Consider the following 22,009-nt stretch of genomic DNA (forward strand, 5'->3'; position numbering starts at 1 on the left):
TCAACAACCCGGCCATGCCGGATGCACGACATGCGGCCGCGCGGGTCCGCACGACTCCCGAAGATACGCTGCACAAGAACGCTAGGAACGCGAATGGGACAAAACGGAGGCGTCAGAACGAGAATGACGGCGCCTTCGCAAATCCTTCGAGAACCGGCGCATTGGCGCTGAGAAGCGAGACGCGTCCAGCCGGCTGGCCGCCTTGGCGCTCGAATCGCACGACATGCTGGCCTGCGCCCTGTTCCGGCGTGACGATCGCGAGAAGGCGGCCGTCCGGCGTCAACTGAGCGAAGAGCGCGTCGAGACCCGTTTCCACGGCCCCGTGCACATAGATCACATCGAAAGGCCCGGCGGCGGGACAGCCCTTCTCCATCGGACCGACTTCGACGCGCGCGTTGCGGACGCCGATCGCCGCGAGGCCCTCCCTGGCTCGGGCGGCGAGCTCCGGATCGCTCTCAAGCGCGACGACCTCGCCGACAAGGCCCGCAAGGAGCGCGGACGAATAGCCCGCCCCGCCGATGTCCAGCGCCTTCTCGCCCGGACGCGGCGCGCCGCCCTGTAGCAGGCGGGCGAGCACGAGAGGCGGCAGCAGCGTGCGCTTGCGGCCGCCCGCGCCCTTCACCGTGACGGCGAGGTCGGAATAGGCGACCGCCGACTGGCTGGCGGGCAGGAAGAGTTCGCGCGGCACTTCCAGAAACCGTTCGAGAAGCGGCACGTCCGTCACGTCAAAGGGACGCAACTGGCGCTCGACCATGGTGCGCCGCAACTCGGCGATCTCGCGCCCCTGCTCCGAATCCCGACGAACCGTCGCCACCGCTGCTTCCGACATTCGCTTTCCGGCGCCCGCCGGCCTCTATTTTCGCAGAATTCTCCGACCCGAGGCCGGCGCGCGCAGTTATAGGTTCCGGCTCACGCCATGTCCATCGCCGCGGAGCCCTTGGCCTTGGCTTTGGCTTTGGCGGCCTTGCCCTCCACCGGCGCCATCCCCGCCTCGCCGAGGGCGCGCATCTGGTCGAGCGTCGTATTGTCCAGCACGCGGGCGATCGCGTCGCGCGCCTCCATCATCACGAGCCGCACCGCGCAATGCGTTTCATCCACGCAGTCTTCGCACCTGCGGTATAGCCGCCGGCTGGCGCATTGAATAGGGGCGAGCGGCCCGTCCAGCGTGCGAACGAGATTGCCCACGCTGATCTCGCTCGGAAGCCGCGCAAGCATGTAGCCGCCACCCTTCCCTTTCTTGGAATGGACGTAGCCGGCGTTGCGCAATTCGCTGAGAATGGCGTCGAGAAATTTCTTGGGGATTTGATTGGCGGCCGCAATGTCCGCGACCAAAGCGGTCTGTCCCGGTTCGACTCCAGCGAGATAGGCCATCGCCTTCAGGCCGTATTTGGCTTTCTTGGTGAGCATTTGGAAATTTTACCACAGATCCCGCGCGAGCGACGCCATTGATGCAGCTTATCCGGCGCCGCGGGCTGATCTCGTGACTAAATCACATATTTGAAAATTTTCATATGACGGAATCCCCTTGACCCATTCCCTTTATGTAGTCTAGTTCTTAACTAGACAAATAGGGGTTTGACGGACTCCCAAATCTACGCCAATTAAATGCCGTTCCCGGCCTGTGCGTTTCATAAAAGCACATGTCGACTGCGTGAAATAAACGAGGGCCAAGCATAATGTCGACGGTCGCGGAGGCGCTCCACGCATTCAACCCCTTGTACTCTCTATCCGGGTTTTTCGTCGGAGCCCTGGTCGGCTTCACCGGCGTTGGCGGCGGATCGCTCATGACGCCGATTCTCGTGCTTCTCTTCGGCGTCGCGCCAAGCACCGCCGTCGGCACAGACCTGCTCTACGCCGCCATAACGAAGAGCAACGGCACCCTCGTTCACGCTCTGAACGGCACGGTCGACTGGCGCGTCACCCGGCGCCTCGCCTGCGGCTCGGTTCCCGCGACCATCGTCACGCTGCTGACGCTGTCCTGGCTCGGAAAGACGGCCGGCCACGCCGCCAATGGACTTATTACGTCCGCGCTCGGCTTCGCCCTGCTGCTCACTGCGGTCTCTATCCTGTTCCGGCGCTGGATTCTCGACTACATCGCCCACCATCTCGACGACATGAGCGATCGCCATATCGGCCTGCTCACGGTGACGCTCGGCGCCTTCCTCGGCGTCCTCGTCTCCATCTCCTCGGTCGGCGCGGGCGCGGTCGGCATGACGGTGCTGCTCGCGCTTTACCCACGCCTGCAAACCGTCCGGCTCGTGGGGTCGGATATCGCGCACGCCGTCCCGCTGACGCTCGTCGCGGGCTTCGGGCATTGGCTCATGGGCGGCGTGGATTGGCTCTTGCTATTCTCTCTCCTGATCGGCTCTCTGCCGGGCATCGCCATCGGAAGCCATCTCGCCGCGCGCGTCCCGGACCATTATTTGCGGCCGGCGCTGGCGACGATGATGGCCGCGGTGGGAGTCAAACTGTCGATTTAACGACAAGGGGAGGACGAAAATGTCGGATACGAGCTTCACCCCGCCCGCCAAGCCAGGGCGTGGCCGGATTTTCAATTCGATCACCCAGACCATCGGCGACACGCCGATCGTCCGGCTCGACCGCCTCGCGAAAGAAAAAGGGGTCAAGGCGAACCTCCTCGCCAAGCTCGAATTCTTCAACCCCATTGCGAGCGTCAAGGATCGCATCGGCGTCGCGATGATCGAATCGCTTGAAAAAAGCGGCAAGATTTCGCCGGGGCAGACCGTCCTCATCGAGCCGACTTCCGGCAATACGGGCATCGCCCTCGCCTTCGTCGCCGCCGCGCGCGGCTATCGGCTGATCCTTGTCATGCCGGAATCCATGTCGATCGAGCGCCGCAAGATGCTGGCGCTGCTCGGGGCCGAACTCGTGCTCACCCCCGCCTCCCAGGGCATGAAGGGCGCGCTGGCCAAGGCCGCCGAGCTCGCGGCGGAGACGCCCGGCGCCGTCATCCCGCAGCAGTTCGAAAATCCCGCAAATCCGGAAATCCATCGCGTCACGACGGCGGAAGAAATCTGGAACGACACCGAAGGGAAGGTTGATTACTTCGTGTCCGGCGTCGGCACGGGCGGCACGATCACCGGCGCCGGCCAGGTGCTCAAAAGCCGCAACCCGGCCCTGCGCGTCGTCGCGGTAGAGCCTGAAGACTCCGCGGTTCTTTCCGGCCGTCCGCCCGGGCCGCACAAGATCCAGGGCATCGGCGCGGGCTTCGTGCCGCCGATCCTCGACCGCGGCGTGATCGACGAGATCGTCACCATCGGCAATCAGACGGCCTTCGACACCGCGCGCCTGCTGGCGCGGGTGGAAGGCATTCCGGTCGGCATCTCGTCCGGCGCGGCCGTCGCGGCGGCGCTGGAAATCGCCGGCCGTCCGGAGGCCGAAGGCAAGAATATCGTGCTAATCATTCCGTCCTTCGCCGAGCGCTACCTCTCAACGGCGCTGTTCGAGGGGCTGTAAAGAAAAAGGGCCGGGCCGGACGGCCGCCCCCGGCCCTCTTGTTTATTGCTTCGCTTATTTCTTCAGGGCGATGGGGAGCCCCTTGCTGCGCGCATAATGGCGCCCGTAAGCGCCGGCGACATAGCCGATCGCGCAGATCACGAAATAGACCACGATCAGAAAGCCGCCGCGCTGATTGGCGTTGTGCGCCTTTTCTAGAATCGCGGTCACGTCGGCCTGGTCGATGAACTTGTCCGAGATGACGCCGCAGACGACGGCGAGGACGGGCACCAGCCATGACGGCAGACGCATCCAGCCCATCGCGGCCGCCGCCACGAAGGCGACCAGGCCGAAGAGATGCGCGAACTGGAGGAAGATCGATTCCGACACTAATCCGATGAAGCGGACCAACTTGAGCATTTCCTACCCCTTGCTGGGTCGTTGCGACCCGTTTTGGGCGCGATCTTACACATTCGGCAGGTGCTGCGCGAGTGCCTCGAGAACCGCCATGCGGACGGCGACGCCCATCTCCACCTGCTCCCGGATCAAGGAGCGAGAACTGTCGGCGACGGCGGAGTCGATCTCGACTCCCCGGTTCATGGGGCCCGGATGCATCACGAGCGCATCTGGCGCGGCGCAGGCGAGCTTCTCGTCGTCCAGCCCGAAGAAGTGAAAATATTCCCGCGCGCTCGGCGCCAGGGCGCCGGCCATGCGCTCGCGTTGAAGGCGCAGCATCATCACGATGTCCGCCCCGGCGAGGCCGCGCTTCATGTCGTGATGCACCTCGACGCCGAGCCGTGAGAGGCTGTCCGGCGCGAGCGTCGACGGACCCACGACGCGCAGACGCGCGCCGAGCGCCGACAGCAGCAGAATGTTCGACCGCGCCACGCGCGAATGCAATATGTCGCCGCAAATGGCGACGGACAGCCCTTCGATGCGCCCTTTGTTGCGGCGAATGGTGAGCGCGTCGAGCAGCGCCTGAGTGGGGTGCTCATGGGCGCCGTCGCCGGCGTTGACCACCGAGCAATCGACCTTACGCGCCAGAAGATGCGCGGCGCCCGCCTGCGCGTGACGCACGACGATAATGTCGGGCCGCATGGCGTTGAGCGTCATCGCCGTGTCGAGCAGCGTCTCCCCCTTCGATTCCGAGGAGCGTGCGACCGACATGTTCATTACGTCGGCCCCGAGGCGCTTGCCCGCGATCTCGAATGAAGCCTGGGTGCGGGTCGACGGTTCGTAGAACAGATTGATCTGGGTGCGCCCGCGCAGAACGGAACGCTTTTTTTCCACCTGGCGCGACACTTCCACGGCCTGCTCGGCCATGTCGAGCAGCGTTTCGATATGGGGCCGCTTCAGTCCCTCTATGCCGAGGAGGTGGCGGTTCGGGAAAATCGCTTTAACGTCAGCCTGCATGGCCCGTCTATAGCAGCTTTGCCGCTCGTCGCGACCCTCGATTTCAACCCGTTGCGGCGAGCGGCGGATCGTCGCTCAGTTCGCGCGCGGGCTTCGCCGGCTCGACCATCGGGCAGGAGCCGAAGAGTCCGGAAACCTGGTTCGCGGGACGCGGGTGGCTGAACAGATAGCCCTGCACCTCCGGGCAGCCGAGCCCCTGCAGGATGTGGTATTGCCGCTCGGTCTCGACGCCTTCGGCTGTAACCTGAAGCGACAGGGATCGCGCCAGCTCGATCGTCAGCTTCACCACAGAACCGCACATTGGATTTGTCTCGATATTGGCGACGAAGGAGCGATCGATCTTGAGCCGGTCGAGCGGCAGGCCCACGAGATTGGCGAGAGACGAATAGCCGGTGCCGAGGTCGTCGAGCGATGTCTGAATGCCGAGGCGGCGCAGATTGGCGAGCATCTCGAAGACCTTTTCCCCGTCGAGGATCATTGCGGTTTCAGTGAGCTCGAGTTCGAGACGGCGCGGGTCCAATCCGCTGGCGGCCAGGGCGTCGAGAACCATCTGCTCGAAATTGGGCTTGCGCAGCTGAAGCGCGGAGACGTTGACGGCCACGCGGAGATGGGAGGGCCAGTTGGTCGCCGCCGTCATGGCCTGCTGCAAGGCCCAGGAGCCGACCCGGTCGATCTGGCCGGCGCGCTCGAAGAGCGGGACGATCTCGCCGGCGCTGAGCACGCCCCGCACAGGATGGCGCCAGCGGAGCAGCGCCTCGAAGCCTGTCGCTTCCTGAGTCTGCGCGTCGACGAAGGGCTGATAGACCATGAACAGCTCGCGCAGGGCGAAAGCGCGATCGAGCTCCGCGTCGAGCGTGTTGCGCTCCGCGACGAATCCGAAACGGTCGCGGAAAAGCGTATAGCCGCAGCGCCCCGACTGCTTGGTGGCGTACATGGCGCTGTCGGCGTTGCGCATGAGCGCCTCCGCATCGACGCCGTCGCTCGGCGCAATGGCGACGCCGATCGAGACCGACATCGAAACGGGGCGGCCGACGGTTTCGAAAGGGGGGCGGAAATTCGCCAGGATGCGATGGGCGATGGTGACGGCGTCCTCGACGCTGCGGATGTCGACCGCGATCAGCGCGAATTCGTCTCCGCCCAGACGCGCGACGAGATCGTTTTCGCGCGTGGAGACCTTCAGGCGGCGCGCGGCCTCGACCAGCACGGCGTCGCCGATTTCGTGGCCCATCGAGTCGTTGACGCCCTTGAAGCCGTCGAGATCGAAGCACATGAGCGCGAAGCGTTCGTTGCGCCGCGCCAGCCGGGCGAAGGAGCGGGTCAGCTCCTCCCGAAAGGCGACGCGGTTGGGCAGTTGCGTGAGCTCGTCGCGCAGCGCGCCCTCCTGCGCCGCGGCTTCCGCCGCGCAGCGCCGAGCGGCCGCGCCGGCGCGCTTGAACGCCGCGCTCACCATCACCACGGCGTAGATGGCGACCGTGCCTGCCACGATATCGACGACCGGATCGTGTTCGGAGAGGATCGCGGCAATAAAGCCCGCGCAGATGGGAAGCACATGCGCGAGCAGCGCGCTCGGAATCATGCTGAGCGAGAAAGCGCCGCCGAACAAGGTCGCGAAGACGAAGCCGGACATCACGAATTGCAGGCGTATCGTGGCGTCGTCGAAGAAGAAGACCGGCAGCGCCCCCCACAGCGTGCCATGCAGCAGGGCATTGGCGGTGGCGCGCCAGACGCCGTTTGGCGACGCGTTCCGGACGTGGCGCGCCGGGGCCGTCATTCGGCGCGCATAAATCACGCCGGCGAGCATGAAGATCAAAGCCGCCCAGACCTTCGCCTGAGCGGCGATGGGCGTCTCCCAGACGGAAATGCAAAAGGTCAGCGCGCTGAAGCAGGAGACCAGCATCGCGGCCGGGGTGCACCGATCGAGGTCGCCCAGTTGCTCGGCGCGAAAGCGCGCCCGCACGGCAGGCGGCAATGGGTTTTCGTCGAAAGCGAGCGGATCGCCCTCCAGGAAATGACGCAGGCGCGCGAGTCCGCCCGTCTCGCCGCCGAGATGGCGCCCCAATCGCGAGAGGACCCCGGAAATATCAGTCCTAATATGCATGACCCGATCGAACCTTTTTCCTCTCCTCGCGCCGCAGCTCGAACAGAGGGATCTGATCCGAGCAGATTCCACGGCACCCGTTGCTATTTGTTAAAGTTTGGGAGACAAATCGCGCCGAGGTTAATTGTTTGAGGGCGCCGCCGCCGTTCGACGGCTTGACTTATGCTCCCGCCGAGCACATCTCCTTGACGGTCGGGGTTGCGGGCGCGGCGTCGCGTCATTAAACTTCGCAGCATGAGCGCTCCGGGCGGGTTCGCCCGGGGTTTTTGTATGGACCCCTTATACTCAATTCGAGCATAAGAGGGCGCAGGCAAAGCAAGGGGCAAGCGACACATGACGTCCCACACCGTCGAACTCCTGCGCGGGCTTGCGCCCAAGACGCCGCTCGGCGTCGGGCCGAAGGCGCGCTTCCCCGTGCTGCCGCGCCCCGATCTCGAGTGGACGCCGGAAGTCGAAGCCGCGACCGCGCATCTCTATGAGCGCGTCTCGAAAGTGATTCCGCCGGTCGAGTGGCCGTTTCACGCGCCCTACGTAAAGGCGATCAACGACATTAAGAAGACGCGCAACGCGGTTATCCTGGCGCATAACTATCAGACGCCGGAAATCTACCATTGCGTCTCAGACTATATTGGCGACAGCCTGCAGCTCGCCAAGCTGGCGGCCCGGTCCGACGCCGACGTGATCGTCCAGGGCGGCGTCTACTTCATGGCCGAGACGTCGAAGATCCTGAACCCGAACAAGACGGTTCTGATCCCGGACGCCGAAGCCGGCTGCTCGCTCGCGGCGTCGATCACGGGCGCGGATGTGCGCGCCCTGCGCAGAAAATATCCGGGCGCGCCGGTCGTCGCCTATGTCAACACCTCGGCTGAGGTGAAGGCGGAAGTCGACATCTGCTGCACCTCCTCCAACGCGGTGAAGGTCGTGGAGAGCCTGGGGGTCGACACGGTCATTATGGTCCCCGACCGCTTCCTGGCGCAGAATGTCGCCGCGCAGACCAAGGTGAGGATCATCGCGTGGGAAGGCGCCTGCGAGGTGCACGAGCTGTTCACCGCCGAGGAGATCGAAGGCTTCAAGGCCGATCATCCGGGCCTGAAGGTCATCGCGCATCCCGAATGCCCGCGCGAGGTCGTTGAGGTCTCGGACTTTTCCGGCTCGACCGCGGCGATGATCGACTATGTGCGCAACAAGAAGCCCGCGCGCGTGCTGCTCGTCACCGAATGCTCCATGGCCGACAATATCGCGGCGGAGACCACGGGCACCGAGTTCGTGCGCCCCTGCAATTTCTGCCCGCACATGAAACGCATCACGCTGCCGAAGATCCTCGACAGCCTGCTCGATATCCGCGAGGAAGTTGTCGTCGACCCGGCCATCGCCGCCCGCGCCCGCGAGAGCGTGCAGCGGATGATCGATCTGGGGTGAGACCCCTCCCCAACCCTCCCCCGCGAAAGCGGGAGAGGAAGCACATCGTCGCCCTCTCGGCAACGCCGCTTGCGAGCGTCCCCTCTTCCGCGAAGCGGGGGAGGGACAGGGAGGCGGCAAGGCGTCCGGAGTTCCAATGCCCTCTCTCGAAGCCGCTCTCGCCGCCATCGACGCCGCCAACGCCGAAGACCCCCGCAAGATCGACGGACGGGCCTTCGAGAGCCTTTACGCCGAGCGCATGAGCGCGCGTCTCGCTGCGCTTTATCCCGACGCCTCCGACCTGCTGAAGATCGCCGCCCGCGCCCAGCATCTCAAACGATGGGAAGTTCCCCGCGGTGACTACCCCGAAGGCCGCAAGGGCTACAATGGCTGGCGGCGCGCCTGCCGGGTTCATCACGCCAGGCTCGCGGGCGAGATCATGCGCGCCAGCGGCTATGACGACGCGTCCGTCGCCCATGTCGGCGCGCTGATCCGCAAGGAGCAGCTCAAAAAGGATCCGGAGTCTCAGGCGCTTGAGAATGTCGCGGCCGTCGTCTTCCTTGAGTATTATTTCGACGGTTTCCTCGCCAAATACGCGGACTATGACGACGAGAAGATCGTAGACATTCTCGGCAAGACGCTCTGCAAGATGTCGCCCAGGGGCCACGCCGCGGCGCTCGCCCTGCCCCTGCCCGACCGCGCTCGCGCGCTGGTCGCGGCGGCCGTCGCGCGCGAGGCCGCAGCCCTTGAGCGGCTCTCCGCCGCCTCCCCAGACTGACGCATGCCCCATAAGCTCCCCCCCATCCTGATCGTCGGCGGCGGCCTCGCCGGGGTCTTCTGCGCGCTCAAGCTCGCTCCCCGCCCTGTCGCCATTCTGGCGCCGACGCCTGTCGGGTCGAGCGGCTCCTCCTATTGGGCGCAGGGCGGCATCGCCGCCGCGGTCTCGGAAGGCGACACGCCTGAGCGCCATGCGGACGACACCGTCGCGGCCGGCGCCGGCATTGTCGACCGCGAGGTCGCGCTTGGCATGGCGGCCGAGGCGCGCGCCCGCGTCGAGGATCTCGCCGCCTGGGGCGCGCCCTTCGACCGCAAGATCGACGGCGAATTCGCGCCGTCGCAGGAGGCCGCCCATTCGCATCGCCGCATCGTGCGCGTCATGGGCGACACGGCGGGCCGCGCCATCATGGAGACCCTCGAAAAGCGGGTGAAGGAAACGCCATCCATCACCGTGGTCGACGGCTATTCGGCGCAGCAGATTCTGATCCGCGACCGGCGCGTCGTCGGCGTGCGCGCGCGTCACGCCTCGGGCCGCATCTGCGACATTCCCTGTTCGACCCTCGTTCTCGCGACCGGCGGAGTCGGCCACCTCTACCGAGTGACGACGAACCCGATTGAAGCGCGTGGCGTCGGCGTCGCCATGGCTGCGCGGGCCGGCGCGATTATCGCCGACGCCGAATTCGTGCAGTTTCACCCTACCGCCATCGACATCAATGTCGATCCCGCGCCGCTTGCGACGGAGGCCTTGCGCGGCGAGGGCGCAATCATCGTCGACCGCGCCCACAGGCGCTTCCTGCTGGACATAAACCCTGCCGGGGAGCTCGGCCCGCGCGATATCGTCGCGCGCGGCGTCTTTGCGAGCATCAGGGCGGGACGCGGCGCGTTCCTCGACGCCCGCGCCGCCGTCGGCGCCAACTTCCCGCAACGCTTTCCGACGGTTTACGCAAGCTGTAAAGCCGCCGGCGTCGACCCGGCGGCCCAGCCCATCCCCATCGCCCCGGCGGCGCATTACCATATGGGCGGCGTCTGGACGGATGCGCGCGGGCGCACGAGCCTTTCCGGCCTCTGGGCCATCGGCGAGGTCGCCTCGACCGGCGTGCACGGCGCGAACCGCCTCGCCTCCAATTCGCTGCTGGAAGCCGTCGTCTTCGGCGCGCGCGTCGCCGCCGACGTTTCGTCGGCGCAGCAGGAAGAGGTCGACTTACGGATCGCGTCAGAGCGCGACGAGCCGATCGCCCACGACCGGGATTTTGCGATTGTCGAGGAACTGCGCGACCTCATGTCCGCCAATGTCGGCGTCATCCGCGACGCCGCCGGCCTCGTCGGCGCGTTGAAGGCCATTCGCCGCCTGGCGGCGCGGACGAACGACATCGAGGTCTCCAACATGCTTTCGGCCGCGCTGTTGATCTCAGCGGCGGCGCTGGCGCGTCGCGAAAGCCGCGGCGCGCATTTCCGCTCGGATTTCCCGCAGGAGAACCCGGCCCTCGCGAAGCGCTCGCAAATGACGCTGGCGGACGCCTTACGTATCGCGGATGAGGCGGGCTCTTGAATAAGTCGACCTCCCTCGCGTCGCGATCCCATCCCTCCCCCTTGCGGGGAGGGTGGCGGCGCAAAGCGGCGTCGGGTGGGGGACCGTTTGTAAAGCGCGAAAGATTGTCGACCCCCACCCCTGCCCCTCCCCGCAAGGGGGAGGGAATGGCGGCCCCAGCGTCGCTCAGCGAGCAACGTCCATGACCTTCGACCTCTCCCCCCTCCTCATCGAAGACGCTGTCCGCGCCGCCCTCGCCGAGGACCTCGGCCGCGCCGGCGACGTCACCACGCAGGCCACGATCCCGGCGACCGCCAGCGCCCGCGCCGTCATCGCCGCGCGAGAAGCGGGCGTCGTCGCCGGCCTGCCCCTCGCCCGCGCCGCCTTCCTGCAGATGGACCAACGCGTCGCCTTCGAAGGCTGGATGGAGGACGGCGCCAAAGTCGCGCCCGGGGAAATCGTCGCCCGGATCGAAGGCCCGGCGCGCGCCATTCTTTCGGCCGAGCGCGTGGCGCTCAATTACATGGGCCGTCTTTCGGGCGTCGCGTCGCTGACCGCGGCTTACGCCGCGCGTATCGCCCACACCGGGGCGAAGGTCTGCGACACGCGCAAGACCACGCCGCTCCTACGCGCCTTCGAGAAATACGCCGTGCGCTGCGGCGGCGGCGCCAATCACCGCTTCGGTCTCGATGACGCCGCGCTGATCAAGGACAACCACATCGCGGTCGCCGGCGGCGTCGTCCCCGCCCTCAGGGCCGCCAAGGCTTTTGTCGGCCATCTCGTCAAGGTCGAGATCGAGGTCGACACGCTGGAGCAGCTTGGGGAGGTCCTCGCGGAGGGCGCCGACGCCGTCTTGCTCGATAACATGCGCCCTGACGAGTTGCGTAAGGCGGTCGAAATGGTCGCTGGCCGCATGGTCTGCGAAGCCTCGGGCGGCGTCACGCTGGAAACGATCGCCGCGATCGCCGAGACGGGCGTGGACCTTATCTCGGTCGGCGCGCTGACGCATTCGGCGCGGGCGCTGGATTTGGGGTTGGATATCGAGATCTCGTGAACGCCTAACGCGTCGCGCAGACCTTCGCCTTCTCATTCGCCCAACAGGCGCCCTGCCTCTTCAGAACGCCGAGAGGCGAATGGGCGTGGGTGGATTTGGGGTCGCGGTTCCACGAACCATCGGCGACGCCCGGGCTCGTGACGACGACATAGGCGAAGTAATCCGACGGGGCCGTGTCGGAGGCGCCGACCGTGAAGCTGCCGTCCTTGTCCAGCATCTCCACCTCGCAAGGGCCTTTCAAATAGTCCTTGCCGCCGACCTGAATGAGGCATTTGCCCTGGAAGGCCGGCGCGGGGGCCGAAACGAGGCAAAAAACGATCGCCAATAACTTCTTCATGCCGACTTTCCAGTAATGACGGGGCCAAGCCTTCCGAGCTTCAGCCCGCGCTTCTCCAGCATCTCCGGCAGGCGCGGCGACAAAAGGAAAGCGAGTTCCTGTTCGCGCGTGATCGTCACCGGGTCCTGCGCTTTCAACTCCTCGTCGACATGGCCGGGATGGCACATCACGAGATGCGCCCTGCCCGGCGCGCGCAGATAGGTCTCGAAGGACTTCGCGTAGTCCTTGCCGGGATCGAAGTCCGAGAAGCCCGCGAACCCATTGTTCGTCGCAAAGCCTCGCCAGTTCGCCGCGCGATGGAAGCCCGAGGAAAGCGCCCGCACGGCAAGCGCCTTGCGGGCATGCGCCCCGCGCAGGGCGATGCGATGCACGCTGTCCGCCGCGTCGCGCAGCCAGGCGCGGCCTGCGAGGCGGCGCGCCAGCATCGCGTCGAGCAAAGCCTCGCGTATGCCCGGCAGGCCATGCACATGCTGATGGCCGTCCACGAAGTCGGGACGGCGCTCCATCACCGCCTCGAAACGGTCCAATTGCCGGTCGATCTCCGCGCGGATCTCGTCCATCGGGAGCTTGCCGCGCATGGCCATGCGAACGACTTGCGCAACCGGCGGGAACGTCCCGATCGGCGCGAATGCCGGCATATAGCCGAGCGGCCGGCCCAGCGTGAGGTTGAAATGCAGTCCGACATCGGCGTTCCGGCAATGGCGCAGCAATTCTCGGCCCATCGCCGGCCAGCGGGGCCCGTTGACGAGCGCCGACACCGCCGTCAGTCTCCCGGCGTCGAGCGCCTCCAGAATGCCGACGCTCACGCCATAAGACAGGCCGTAATCGTCCGCGCAGATCGCGATGATGCGGTCCTTCGACATTGCCGCCCGTCCCCTCATCTATGCCGCGCCCGTATTTTCTGATTGAAGCAGACCCATGAGCGACAGCGTCGAGCCTCCCGATATATCGGTCGTGATCCCCGTGTTCAACGAGCGCGCCAATCTGCGCCCGCTCAGCGAACGGCTGACGCGCGCGCTGGAGGGCGCCGGCGTCGCCTTCGAGGCGATCTTCGTCGACGACGGCTCGCATGACGACAGTCTCGACGAGCTGCGGGCGATCTGCGCCGGGGAGCCGCGCTTTCGCGCCCTCTCCTTCTCGCGCAATTTCGGCAAGGAAGTCGCGATCGCCGCCGGACTCGACGAAGCGCGGGGCCGCGCCGTCGTCATCATGGACGCGGACCTTCAGCATCCGCCAGAAGTCATCGCGCAATTCATCGAGAAATGGCGCGAAGGCTACAAGAACGTCTTCGGCCAGCGCACCGATCGCGCGACGGACCCGAAGCTGCGGACTTTTTTCACCAAACTCTTCTACCGCCTGCTCGAAAAATTCGGCGACGTGTCGCTGCCGCCCGGCGCCGGCGATTTCCGCCTTCTCGACCGGCAGGCGGTCGACGCCCTGCTCTCGATGCGCGAGCGCGCGCGCTTCAATAAGGGCCTCTATGCCTGGATCGGCTTCAAATCCATCGGCGTGCCCTTCGTTGTCGACGAACGCGCCAGCGGCGCGTCAAAATTCAATTTTGCGCGCCTCACTCGCTTCGCGCTGGACGGGTTGATGTCCTTCTCGTCCGTTCCGCTCAAGGTCTGGACCTGGGTCGGCCTCGCCATTTCCTGCTTCGCGCTCGGCATGGCGGGCTATTACTGGGTGCGCACCATGCTCTTCGGCGTCGACACGCCGGGGTTCCCGACCCTCGTCGTCTCGATCGCCTTCTTTTCAGGCGTGCAGCTTATTTCGCTCGGCGTGCTCGGCGAATATGTCGCCCGCATCTTTAATGAAGTAAAAGGCCGGCCGCTCTATCTCGTGGCGGAGCGGGTGGAAGCGAAAAAGTCCGAACAAGAATAACAGCCGCCGCACCGTTTCCGATGCGGCGGGCAATCTTCCCCTTATTGAACGGGGGCGAGATTCGGCGCGGCCGCGACCGGCGTGTTGATGCACTTCGGATGACCGAAGCCGCTGACGCTCAGGCCGTTGGCGCCGACGAACTGGCTGTTGTTGTCCGGAATGTCGAAAATGATGTTGTCCGGAAACAAGCCGCCCGCGGGGCCCGTAACGCCGGCGGTCGCGAGATAGTCGAGACCGGCCCGGTGGCGCAGGCGCCAGGCGATGACGTGGTCGGTGCAGGAGGTGTCGCCGCTGACGCCGAGGCCGCCGACCTTAACGCCGGCGCTGCTATAGGCCGCAAGACCGCCGCCGAAGACGTTGACGCCGCCGACCGGCCTGCCGATCATCGGGTCCGAACCCGTGCCAAAGGTGGTCGGGTCGGGCGTCGTGCCGTCGGATTTGCGATAGGCGGTGTCCGGATCGACCGGATTGCTGAACTGCAGACCGAAGAGACTGCCGCCGTCGCGGACGGCGGAATAAAGGTTCGCGGTCGACAGAGCGAAGGCGCCTTTGGCGCTCGCGCCAGAGGCCTGGCCCAGGCTCAAGCTATTGGCGGTCGCGGCCTTCTGCGCGGAGATCACGCGGCTGGCAAGCCACTGATCCGTGTAAGCGGTTCCCGAAAAGGCGACGGCGCAAACCGTTCCGTCGTTGGCGACGAGCGTCGCCCACATATTGAAGCCCAGGCCGCCATTGCTGAGGGAGCCCCCAACCGACACCGATTGCGACAGAAAGTTTTTCAGTTGGCTGTTCAGCGTGTTGGCCGGCCCGCTGCCGGGAGTGACGCCTGCGCAACTGGGGGGAACCTGAATCCCTGTCGGGATGACCGCCCACGCACCGGTCACAGAAAAGGCCAGCAAAGAGCTGGCGAGCGCGACTCTCTTCAACATTAGTTTCTACCCCTCTTCATAAATATTTTCAGACGCTTAGAATTTAATCTGCCCAAGCGCCGACTCAGGTTTAATGCATAAATAAAATTTTTACTATACTCTGAAACTGCTTAGCTTATTTACGCTCATATAAGGATACGGCAAAGGTTGACCCCGACGAGAACCTCTCATTGGCGGAGATTTGTTCGACGAGTGACGCCAAGAACCTTTGCTTGCACAAGAAGATATGGCTCTGGACGCATGCGGGCGGCTACTGCCGGCGCCGCCGCGCAGATCGGCTAATAGCGCCCGTATCCCAGCGTCCGGATCTTGATGAGCGTGCCGTTTTCAAAGACGAGCGACGGCATCAATTGGGTGGGGCCGAAATTATAGACCCACTCCTCCACGGTGACTTCGCGCACCGCCGGATAGGGAAACCCCGGCTCGAGCGAGTCGAGCGGCCGAGGCGCCAGAGGGTTGGACATGCCGGAGCGGTATTCGACGTGGCTGTCGGTATAAGCGGGTTCGCCGCAACGCTGCAGCACGTCGAATTTCGACTGTCCTTCCGCGACGAGATTCGTCCCGCAACGAAGGGCCAGAGCGGGGGACGCGCTCGCGGCGAGGATCAACAGGCTGAACAACGCTCGGCATTTCATGGCATTCGCCCGATTGGCGCGCCGCTCTCGCCCGCTGCGCTTGGGATTTCGGGAAGTTAGGCCAAGCCCTTCAATCGCGCCAGTGGGCGCGCATAAGCGGAATTTGGAAATTTAGCTGCTAGAAGCCATGTATGATTCGCAGTCTTCTCTCGGTCGGCGGCTTCACCCTGCTCTCGCGCGTGACAGGCTTTCTGTCGCTTGCGATGCAGTCCGCGATCATGGGCGCCGGCGCGATTTCGGACGCCTTCTTCATCGCGCAGCGCCTGCCCAACAGCTTTCGAGCCATTTTCGGCGAGGGCGCCTTCAATGCGGCCTTCATCCCCTGTTACGCGAAAGCGCTGGAACAGGAAGGCGGCGAGCCGGCCGAGGAGTTCGCGGGCGAGGTCTACACGCTGCTGCTCGCCTCGCAGGTCGCGTTGCTGCTGCTCGTCTGGCTGCTGACGCCGCAATTCGTGTCGCTGCTGGCGCCGGGGTTGGGCGACCGGCCGGAGAAATTCGCCCTCGCCGTGAATCTGACGCGCATCACCTTCCCTTATCTCCTGTTCATGACGCTCTTCGCGCTGCATATGGGCGCGCTCAACGCGCATGGCCGCTTCGCGCTGCCGGCCTTCGCGCCGAACCTCATGAACCTCACCGTCATGGCGGCGCTTGCCGTCGCGTTTCTCTTCCCCAACGCCGGCTACGCCGCGAGTTGGGGCGTCACCATCTCGGGCGCATTGGAGCTGGGGCTCCTGATGTGGGGGGCGCGCCAGATCGGCGTGCTGCGCGGATTGCGTAAGCCGCATTGGCCGCGCGTGCGCGAATTCTTTCTTATGCTCGGCCCCGCCGTCATCGGCTCGGCGAGCCCGCAAATCGCCGTCTTCGCCGACACGATCCTCTCGTCCATGCTGGCCGACGGCGGCGTCTCGGCGATCTCCTACGCCGAACGTCTCTATCAGCTACCGGTCGGCGTCATCGGCATTGCGGCGGGCACGGTGCTGCTGCCAGAGATGAGCCGCCGCGTCGCGGCCGGCGACGTCGCCGGGGCGCATCGGGCGCAGAGCAACACCATGGCGCTCACCATTGCGCTCGCGGCGCCTTTCTTCGTGGCCTTCGACACGATCCCGGAGCTGATCGTCGCGGGCCTCTTCATGCGCGGGAAATTCACCGCCGCCGACGCCGTCGCCGCCGGCGACGTGCTTGCGGCCTATGGCGCGGGGCTGATGGCGCTGGTGCTGATCGCCTCGGCGCGCGCGAGCTTCCAGTCGCGCGGCGACACCTCGACGCCGATGAAGATCGCGCTCGCCGCGCTCGCCATGAATGTCGCCTTGAAGGTCGCCCTCTTCCGCCCGCTCGGCGCCGTCGGCCTTGCGACAGCGACCTCGATCGGACTCTGGATCAATTTCGGGGCCCTCATCGCGATTGCGATCGAGCGCGAGCTGATCGACTTCGACGGCGTCTTCGCGAAGGCGGTGGGCGCGACTTTCGTCGCCTGCATGTTGCTGACATTGGTCGCCATGTTCGGCCGCGCGCCGGCGCTCGCCCTGGGGCTGCATTTCGGCTCGCAGGCCAATCTCGTGGCGCTGATCGCGTTGGGGGCGGCGGGAGCGGTCGTATATGGGGCGACGCTCGTGGGGGCGCTGCATCTGGCGGGGGTGAGACTGGGAAGGTTGAGGCGGGAGAAGCGGTAGCCGCCCTCATCCGATCCCTGCGTCAGCAGGGGTCGGATGAGGGTCCCATCACATAAACTGAGACAACCCCGGAATCGCGTTGGCGATCTGCTTCACCTTTTCCTCGCCGACGATCTCCCTGGCGTAACCGAAGATCTCGTGGCCGAGTTTCTGGATCTGTCCCATATCGAGGCCGAGCGAATTGAGCTTTGTGGCCAGGCCCATCAGGCCGGAGCCGAGCAGGCCGCCGAGCAGGCTTCCCGCGCCGGCGTCCCCGCCCGCCGAAGCTTCGTTCGCAGCGTCGCGCGCGCCAGCGACCTTGTCGAAAAACTCCGCCACGGGACCGTCGGGAAGCTCCTTTTGCAGGAAGGCGAGCACATGGCCGATCGCGGTCCTGGCGACGCCGGCGTCAACGCCGATCACAGCAGTAACGCGCGCAATCAATTCATCCATCTCGATCCTCCCTTTGCCTATAAAGCGAGACTGTCGCCGGGCTTCGCGACAATTGCAAGCAATGACGGCGATTGAGGCGGCAGGCTGTCGAAAATCGCAGCGAGACATGGACACTGGTTCAAGCAGCGCAATCGCTGCGTCGACAGGGAGCGGCTCGCGCTTCGGCAGAAGGAGCGACGCCTATGCGAAATCTCGCTCGTTTATGTGCTGAAGACCGGCGCCGACTGGAAAGGCCCCAAGGCCCCATTGGCGACTTTTGTCTCGTCGCCGACCAGGGCAAGACCGCTCGCCCGTCGGCTTCCGCACGGAGGGGCGAAAAGGATTTCCCCCGCAATTCGCAGTTACAAGAATCTCAGCCAGAAAGAGATGTCGACAGATTGATCGTAGATTAAGCGAAAGAGGAGTGACGCAGCGTGATCGCGCGAAAAAACCAGTTCAAGTTTTTTTCGCGCGTTCCGGCCGCGTCACTCCCGCCTGCGAGTTTACAGGCCCGGCCGCATCTCACCGGTGGATTCGGATTTCGGCTTGACGCCGGAACGCTCCGCGAGCGCCGGCAGCATTGCACGGATCTTCGCGGCCCCCTCCTCGCCGATGAGCGCGTTGGCGCGCAGCAGCGTCTCCTCGATGAGGCGCTCGCTCTGCTCCTGCGTGAGGCCGAGATTCGCGAGCTTGCCGACGAGGATGTTCAAATCCGCGCGGCCGTGGCCCATGAAGCTCGTCATGCCCTCTATGGCCTGCGTCACGCCGCCGTCGCTGGCGGCCTGCGCCGCGGCGACCGCCTCCCGCGCGCCAGGCATTTTGTCGATGAACTCGGCGACATGCCCTTCCGGAACCTCGTCGCGCAGGAACCGCAGCACATGCCCGATCGCCGCCTTGGCGATCGACGGTTCGAGCGAGGTCGTCTCGACAACGCGTCTTGACAGTTCTTCCATTCGACATCCCTCCTTCTTCAGGGATCACCTGAAGGCGAAATGTCGCTTTGGCCCTGGCCGTCAAGCCAAGTTTGCGAAAATTAACGCGCGGCCGCTTACGCCGCGTCCAGTCCGTAGAGCGAATGCAGCGTGCGGACAGCAAGCTCCGTGTAAGCTTCGTCGATCAGCACCGAGAACTTGATCTCGGACGTCGTGATGGCGCGGATGTTCACGCCCTTTTCGGCGAGCGCCCGGAAGCCGCGCGCGGCGACGCCGGCATGGCTGCGCATGCCGATGCCGATGGCCGAGACCTTGGCCACGTCCTTGGCGCCTTCCATGCTCGTAAAGCCGATATCGCCCTTCACCTTCTCGACGATCGCCGTCGCGCGGTCATAGTCGGCCTTGCCCACCGTGAAGGTCATGTCGGTCATGCCTTCCTGCGAGACGACCTGCACGATCATGTCGACATTGATGCCGGCTTCGGCGAGCGGCATGAAGACGGCCGCCGCGACGCCGGGCTTGTCGGCGACGTGTCGCAACGTGATCTGCGCTTCGTCGCGGGAGAAGGCGATGCCTGTGACGACCTGGGCTTCCACAATGTCCTCCTCGTTGCAGATCAGCGTTCCCTCGCCCGGATTGGCCGGATCATCGAAGGAAGAGCGCACATAGGTCGGCACCCCGTGCACCATCGCCACCTCGACCGAACGAACCTGCAGGACCTTGGCGCCGAGCGACGCCATCTCCAGCATTTCCTCGAAAGCGATGCGCTCCATGCGCCGCGCCTTGCCCTCGCTCAGGATGCGCGGATCGGTCGTGTAGACGCCGTCGACGTCCGTATAGATGTCGCAGCGATCGGCCTTGACCGCCGCCGCGAGCGCCACCGCGCTCGTATCCGAGCCGCCGCGGCCAAGCGTCGTGATGTGGCCCGTCTCCGCGTGAACGCCCTGAAAACCCGCGACCACGGCGACCTCGCCGCGCTTGAAACCGTCGATGACGCCCTCGCCGTCGATGGACTCGATGCGGGCCGAGCCATGGGCGTCGCTGGTGCGGATCGGGATCTGCCAGCCGAGCCAGGAGCGCGCCGGAATGCCGATCTGCTGCAAGGCGATGGCGAGAAGGCCGGCCGTCACCTGCTCGCCCGAGGCGACCACGGCGTCATATTCCACCTGGCTGTAGAGCGGCGCGGCCTCCTTGCACCAGGCGACGAGCTCGTTCGTCTTGCCGGCCATGGCGGAAACGACGACCGCGACCTCCCGGCCAGCGTCGACTTCGCGCTTCACATGGCGCGCCACATTGCGGATGCGCTCGATATTGGCGACGGACGTGCCGCCGAATTTCATGACCAGGCGTGACATGAGGACCGGTGTTGGGCAGTAGGCAGTCGACAGTCGGCGGGCCGCCCACTCGCGTCCCGCCAAAAGCGCGCGTATATGTGACCGCGCCCCGCCCCCTGTCAACGGCGCAGGCCGCCTTAGTTACGGCGGCGAAGACCCGACGCGAAAAGAGGTTCTCAGTGTCACAAGACGCGACTCCCCCCCATTCCGCCAGCGTCAACCCCGAGGACGTCGCACGCTTCAACCGCCTCGGCGAGCTTTGGTGGGACAAGCAGGGCAAGATGGGGATCCTCCATGAGATCAACCCCATCCGCGTCACCTATATTCGCGACCATGTCCGCCGCTTCCTCAAAGGCGACATGAGCGCGCTCAACGAATCGCCCGAACGGCCGCTGGAGGGGATGCGCATCGCCGACATTGGGTGCGGCGGCGGCATTCTCAGCGAGTCCCTCGCGGGACTCGGCGCGACGGTGACGGGCGTTGACCCCGCCCCCAATAATATCGCCGTGGCGAGCCGCCACGCGGAGAAGATGGGCCTTTCCATCGACTATCGAAACATCACCGCCGAGGCGCTCGCCGAAACAGGCGAGCAGTTCGACGCGGTCGCGGCGCTCGAAGTGATCGAACATGTCGAAGGTCCGAGCGACTTCGTCAAGCTGCTCTCACGCCTCGTGCGGCCGGGCGGCCTGCTCTTTTTGGCCACGATCGACCGCACCATGAAGAGCTATCTCTTCGCGATCGTCGGCGCGGAATATGTGCTGGGCTGGGTGCCGAAAGGCACGCACGACCACAACAAATTCATCCGTCCGGACGAACTCTCCGGCTGGCTGCGCAAGGCCGGCATGCGCGAGATCGACCGGGCTGGCATGAGCTTTCTGCCTCTCACCCGCGCCTGGCGCAAGAGCCACGACACGGACGTGAACTACCTCATGGCCGCCAAGAAGGACGGATGACCGGAGCTCGTCATTGCGAGCGGCGCGCGAAGCAATCCAGGGGCGCTCATACGGCGCCGGATTGCTTCTCACGCTCCTCGCAATTGGTTCTTGATCGCCCCCCGCGACCGGCGCGTGCGACGACAAGCTCTTGTTCGCGCCATGAGCGCTCATTAGACTTTCGGCGATGATCAACGAATCGCCGCTCCCATCCGCCCTCGCCCGCGCGTTCGCGCTTCTCGGCCTGTCGCTCGCGCTCGCATTCGTCGGCGCGCCGGCGCCCGCCCTCGCCAAGGAGAAGCCCGCGGCGAAAGACAAGAAAGACGCGAAGGACAAGCCCGCCGCCGAGGAAGCGCCCGCGCCGGACGCCGCCGCCGACAAGAAGGGCAAGAAGGCCGGCAAAACCGACAAGGCCGACAGGAATGGCGGCGGCGGCAAGCCCGAGCAGCTCGGAACCTATGGCGAATGGGGCGCCTATCTGGCGCAGGGCGGCAAGGACAAGACATGCTACGCGCTCGGCCAGCCCAAGAGCCGCGAGCCCAAGGCGAAGCTGAAGGATACGTCGGCCTATGTCTTCATCTCGTCACGGCCCGGCGACGGCGTCCGCAACGAAGTCGCCATCAATCTCGGCTACGGAACCAAGGATGGCTCCGCTGCGACCGCCGAGATCGACGGCGACGGCTGGGAACTCGTCACCAAGGGCCAGAACGCCTGGGTGAAGGACCAGTCCAAGGAAAAGGAATTCGTCGGCGCCCTGCGCGGCGGCTCGAAACTTATCGTCAAGGCGTCGTCGTCCAAGGGAACTTCGACGACCGACACTTATACGCTGAAGGGATTGTCGGACGCCCTCGCGCGCGTCGCGCAGGAATGTAAGTAGCCTGCGCCGGAATCATTTCGGCCAACCCCGCCTGCATCGCCCGCGCCCCCCGGCGCGGGCGTTTCGTTTTCGCCCTTCCGCGCGGCCGCAGGGGAGCTAAAATTGGAGCCAGTCAGTATAAATCTGATGGCTCCAAGTAAAAGTACCACAACCTCTCGCCCGAGTGGTCCTTTTCGAACGGCGCACTCTCCCGGCAAATTGCGACCGTCAACGACGGCTTCCCCCCTGTTGCCTTGTTGGCGAGCGATGGCTTGGGCCTGAGAGGCCAAAACAGGCGCCAGGCCGTCGCTCTCATCTCTCGTCGACGTTGTGAGACTCGGCCGCCGCCAGGCGGTCGAGCCTTATCGGCC

At 65.3% G+C, this 22,009-nt stretch carries 22 protein-coding genes; 10 read left to right on the top strand and 12 right to left on the bottom strand.

What is annotated here, in order from left to right; translation table 11 throughout:
• Nucleotides 1–112: 112 nt before the first annotated feature.
• Together ACNHKD_RS12405 and ACNHKD_RS12410 are read right to left on the bottom strand one after the other, a co-directional pair.
• On the bottom strand, nt 113–829 hold the full coding sequence (locus tag ACNHKD_RS12405; protein ID WP_442753796.1) for a protein-L-isoaspartate O-methyltransferase family protein: 717 nt from the start codon (nt 827–829) through the stop codon (nt 113–115).
• Nucleotides 830–909: 80 nt separating this feature from the next.
• Entirely contained in the window at nt 910–1,407 is a 498-nt protein-coding gene (locus tag ACNHKD_RS12410; protein ID WP_442753797.1) for an RrF2 family transcriptional regulator, read from the bottom strand.
• Between the two features lie 269 nt (nt 1,408–1,676).
• Between ACNHKD_RS12410 and ACNHKD_RS12415 the strand changes: the two genes are divergently transcribed.
• Together ACNHKD_RS12415 and cysK are read left to right on the top strand one after the other, a co-directional pair.
• Entirely contained in the window at nt 1,677–2,480 is an 804-nt protein-coding gene (locus ACNHKD_RS12415) for a sulfite exporter TauE/SafE family protein (RefSeq protein WP_442753798.1), read from the top strand.
• Nucleotides 2,481–2,499: 19 nt separating this feature from the next.
• Entirely contained in the window at nt 2,500–3,477 is a 978-nt protein-coding gene (gene cysK / locus ACNHKD_RS12420) for a cysteine synthase A (RefSeq protein WP_442753799.1), read from the top strand.
• Nucleotides 3,478–3,531: 54 nt separating this feature from the next.
• On the opposite strand, the gene ACNHKD_RS12425 is transcribed toward cysK, so the two are convergent.
• The 3 genes from ACNHKD_RS12425 to ACNHKD_RS12435 are packed head-to-tail and all read right to left on the bottom strand — an operon-like array spanning nt 3,532 to nt 6,967.
• Nucleotides 3,532–3,876 carry a hypothetical protein gene (locus tag ACNHKD_RS12425; RefSeq protein WP_442753800.1) on the bottom strand — a complete coding sequence of 115 codons (345 nt, stop codon included), beginning with the start codon at nt 3,874–3,876 and terminating at the stop codon, nt 3,532–3,534.
• A 45-nt stretch (nt 3,877–3,921) separates the two neighbouring features.
• Nucleotides 3,922–4,869: an aspartate carbamoyltransferase catalytic subunit gene (locus ACNHKD_RS12430; protein WP_442753801.1), complete on the bottom strand. Its 948-nt coding sequence runs from the start codon at nt 4,867–4,869 to the stop codon at nt 3,922–3,924.
• 43 nt (nt 4,870–4,912) lie between these two features.
• Nucleotides 4,913–6,967: a putative bifunctional diguanylate cyclase/phosphodiesterase gene (locus ACNHKD_RS12435; RefSeq protein WP_442753802.1), complete on the bottom strand. Its 2,055-nt coding sequence runs from the start codon at nt 6,965–6,967 to the stop codon at nt 4,913–4,915.
• 333 nt (nt 6,968–7,300) lie between these two features.
• On the opposite strand from ACNHKD_RS12435, the gene nadA reads away from it, so the two are divergent.
• The 4 genes from nadA (at nt 7,301) to nadC (ending at nt 11,724) form a co-directional block, all read left to right on the top strand.
• A complete protein-coding gene (gene nadA / locus ACNHKD_RS12440; RefSeq protein ID WP_442753803.1) occupies nt 7,301–8,386 on the top strand; it encodes a quinolinate synthase NadA in 1,086 nt (361 codons plus the stop codon).
• A 136-nt stretch (nt 8,387–8,522) separates the two neighbouring features.
• Entirely contained in the window at nt 8,523–9,143 is a 621-nt protein-coding gene (locus ACNHKD_RS12445; RefSeq protein WP_442753804.1) for a DUF4202 domain-containing protein, read from the top strand.
• Nucleotides 9,144–9,146: 3 nt separating this feature from the next.
• Nucleotides 9,147–10,691 carry an L-aspartate oxidase gene (locus ACNHKD_RS12450; RefSeq protein ID WP_442753805.1) on the top strand — a complete coding sequence of 515 codons (1,545 nt, stop codon included), beginning with the start codon at nt 9,147–9,149 and terminating at the stop codon, nt 10,689–10,691.
• Between the two features lie 181 nt (nt 10,692–10,872).
• A complete protein-coding gene (nadC, locus tag ACNHKD_RS12455) occupies nt 10,873–11,724 on the top strand; it encodes a carboxylating nicotinate-nucleotide diphosphorylase (protein ID WP_442753806.1) in 852 nt (283 codons plus the stop codon).
• A 4-nt stretch (nt 11,725–11,728) separates the two neighbouring features.
• On the opposite strand, the gene ACNHKD_RS12460 is transcribed toward nadC, so the two are convergent.
• Nucleotides 11,729–12,061, bottom strand: coding sequence for a hypothetical protein (locus ACNHKD_RS12460; RefSeq protein WP_442753807.1), 333 nt, complete (start codon nt 12,059–12,061; stop codon nt 11,729–11,731).
• Entirely contained in the window at nt 12,058–12,924 is an 867-nt protein-coding gene (locus ACNHKD_RS12465) for a ChbG/HpnK family deacetylase (protein ID WP_442753808.1), read from the bottom strand. The genes ACNHKD_RS12460 and ACNHKD_RS12465 overlap by 4 nt, the downstream gene beginning before the upstream one ends.
• Before the next feature lie 55 nt (nt 12,925–12,979).
• On the opposite strand from ACNHKD_RS12465, the gene ACNHKD_RS12470 reads away from it, so the two are divergent.
• Nucleotides 12,980–13,942, top strand: coding sequence for a glycosyltransferase family 2 protein (locus ACNHKD_RS12470; RefSeq protein ID WP_442753809.1), 963 nt, complete (start codon nt 12,980–12,982; stop codon nt 13,940–13,942).
• 41 nt (nt 13,943–13,983) lie between these two features.
• Here the strand turns inward: ACNHKD_RS12470 and ACNHKD_RS12475 are convergent, their stop codons facing one another.
• Together ACNHKD_RS12475 and ACNHKD_RS12480 are read right to left on the bottom strand one after the other, a co-directional pair.
• Nucleotides 13,984–14,868, bottom strand: a complete 885-nt coding sequence (locus ACNHKD_RS12475; RefSeq protein WP_442753810.1) for a hypothetical protein — start codon at nt 14,866–14,868, stop codon at nt 13,984–13,986.
• 278 nt (nt 14,869–15,146) lie between these two features.
• The gene (locus ACNHKD_RS12480) at nt 15,147–15,503 is read right to left on the bottom strand and encodes a DUF2845 domain-containing protein (RefSeq protein ID WP_442753811.1); all 357 of its coding nucleotides are present in this window, start codon (nt 15,501–15,503) and stop codon (nt 15,147–15,149) included.
• Between the two features lie 131 nt (nt 15,504–15,634).
• Between ACNHKD_RS12480 and murJ the strand changes: the two genes are divergently transcribed.
• Nucleotides 15,635–17,173 carry a murein biosynthesis integral membrane protein MurJ gene (gene murJ, locus ACNHKD_RS12485; protein ID WP_442753812.1) on the top strand — a complete coding sequence of 513 codons (1,539 nt, stop codon included), beginning with the start codon at nt 15,635–15,637 and terminating at the stop codon, nt 17,171–17,173.
• 48 nt (nt 17,174–17,221) lie between these two features.
• Here the strand turns inward: murJ and ACNHKD_RS12490 are convergent, their stop codons facing one another.
• From ACNHKD_RS12490 to ACNHKD_RS12500, 3 genes are all read right to left on the bottom strand, one after another.
• Nucleotides 17,222–17,605 (bottom strand): DUF2267 domain-containing protein, encoded by a 384-nt coding sequence (locus ACNHKD_RS12490; protein ID WP_442753813.1) that lies wholly within the window; start codon nt 17,603–17,605, stop codon nt 17,222–17,224.
• 482 nt (nt 17,606–18,087) lie between these two features.
• A complete protein-coding gene (locus tag ACNHKD_RS12495; protein ID WP_442753814.1) occupies nt 18,088–18,537 on the bottom strand; it encodes a hypothetical protein in 450 nt (149 codons plus the stop codon).
• 95 nt (nt 18,538–18,632) lie between these two features.
• Nucleotides 18,633–19,871 (bottom strand): aspartate kinase, encoded by a 1,239-nt coding sequence (locus ACNHKD_RS12500; protein WP_442753815.1) that lies wholly within the window; start codon nt 19,869–19,871, stop codon nt 18,633–18,635.
• 158 nt (nt 19,872–20,029) lie between these two features.
• Between ACNHKD_RS12500 and ubiG the strand changes: the two genes are divergently transcribed.
• Nucleotides 20,030–20,803, top strand: a complete 774-nt coding sequence (gene ubiG, locus ACNHKD_RS12505; protein WP_442753816.1) for a bifunctional 2-polyprenyl-6-hydroxyphenol methylase/3-demethylubiquinol 3-O-methyltransferase UbiG — start codon at nt 20,030–20,032, stop codon at nt 20,801–20,803.
• A gap of 166 nt (nt 20,804–20,969) precedes the next feature.
• Nucleotides 20,970–21,659, top strand: a complete 690-nt coding sequence (locus ACNHKD_RS12510) for an invasion associated locus B family protein (RefSeq protein ID WP_442753817.1) — start codon at nt 20,970–20,972, stop codon at nt 21,657–21,659.
• The last annotated feature ends 350 nt before the right edge of the window (nt 21,660–22,009 follow it).

Origin of the sequence: Methylocystis sp. JAN1, from assembly GCF_052186135.1 — a bacterium.
Lineage (GTDB): Bacteria > Pseudomonadota > Alphaproteobacteria > Rhizobiales > Beijerinckiaceae > Methylocystis.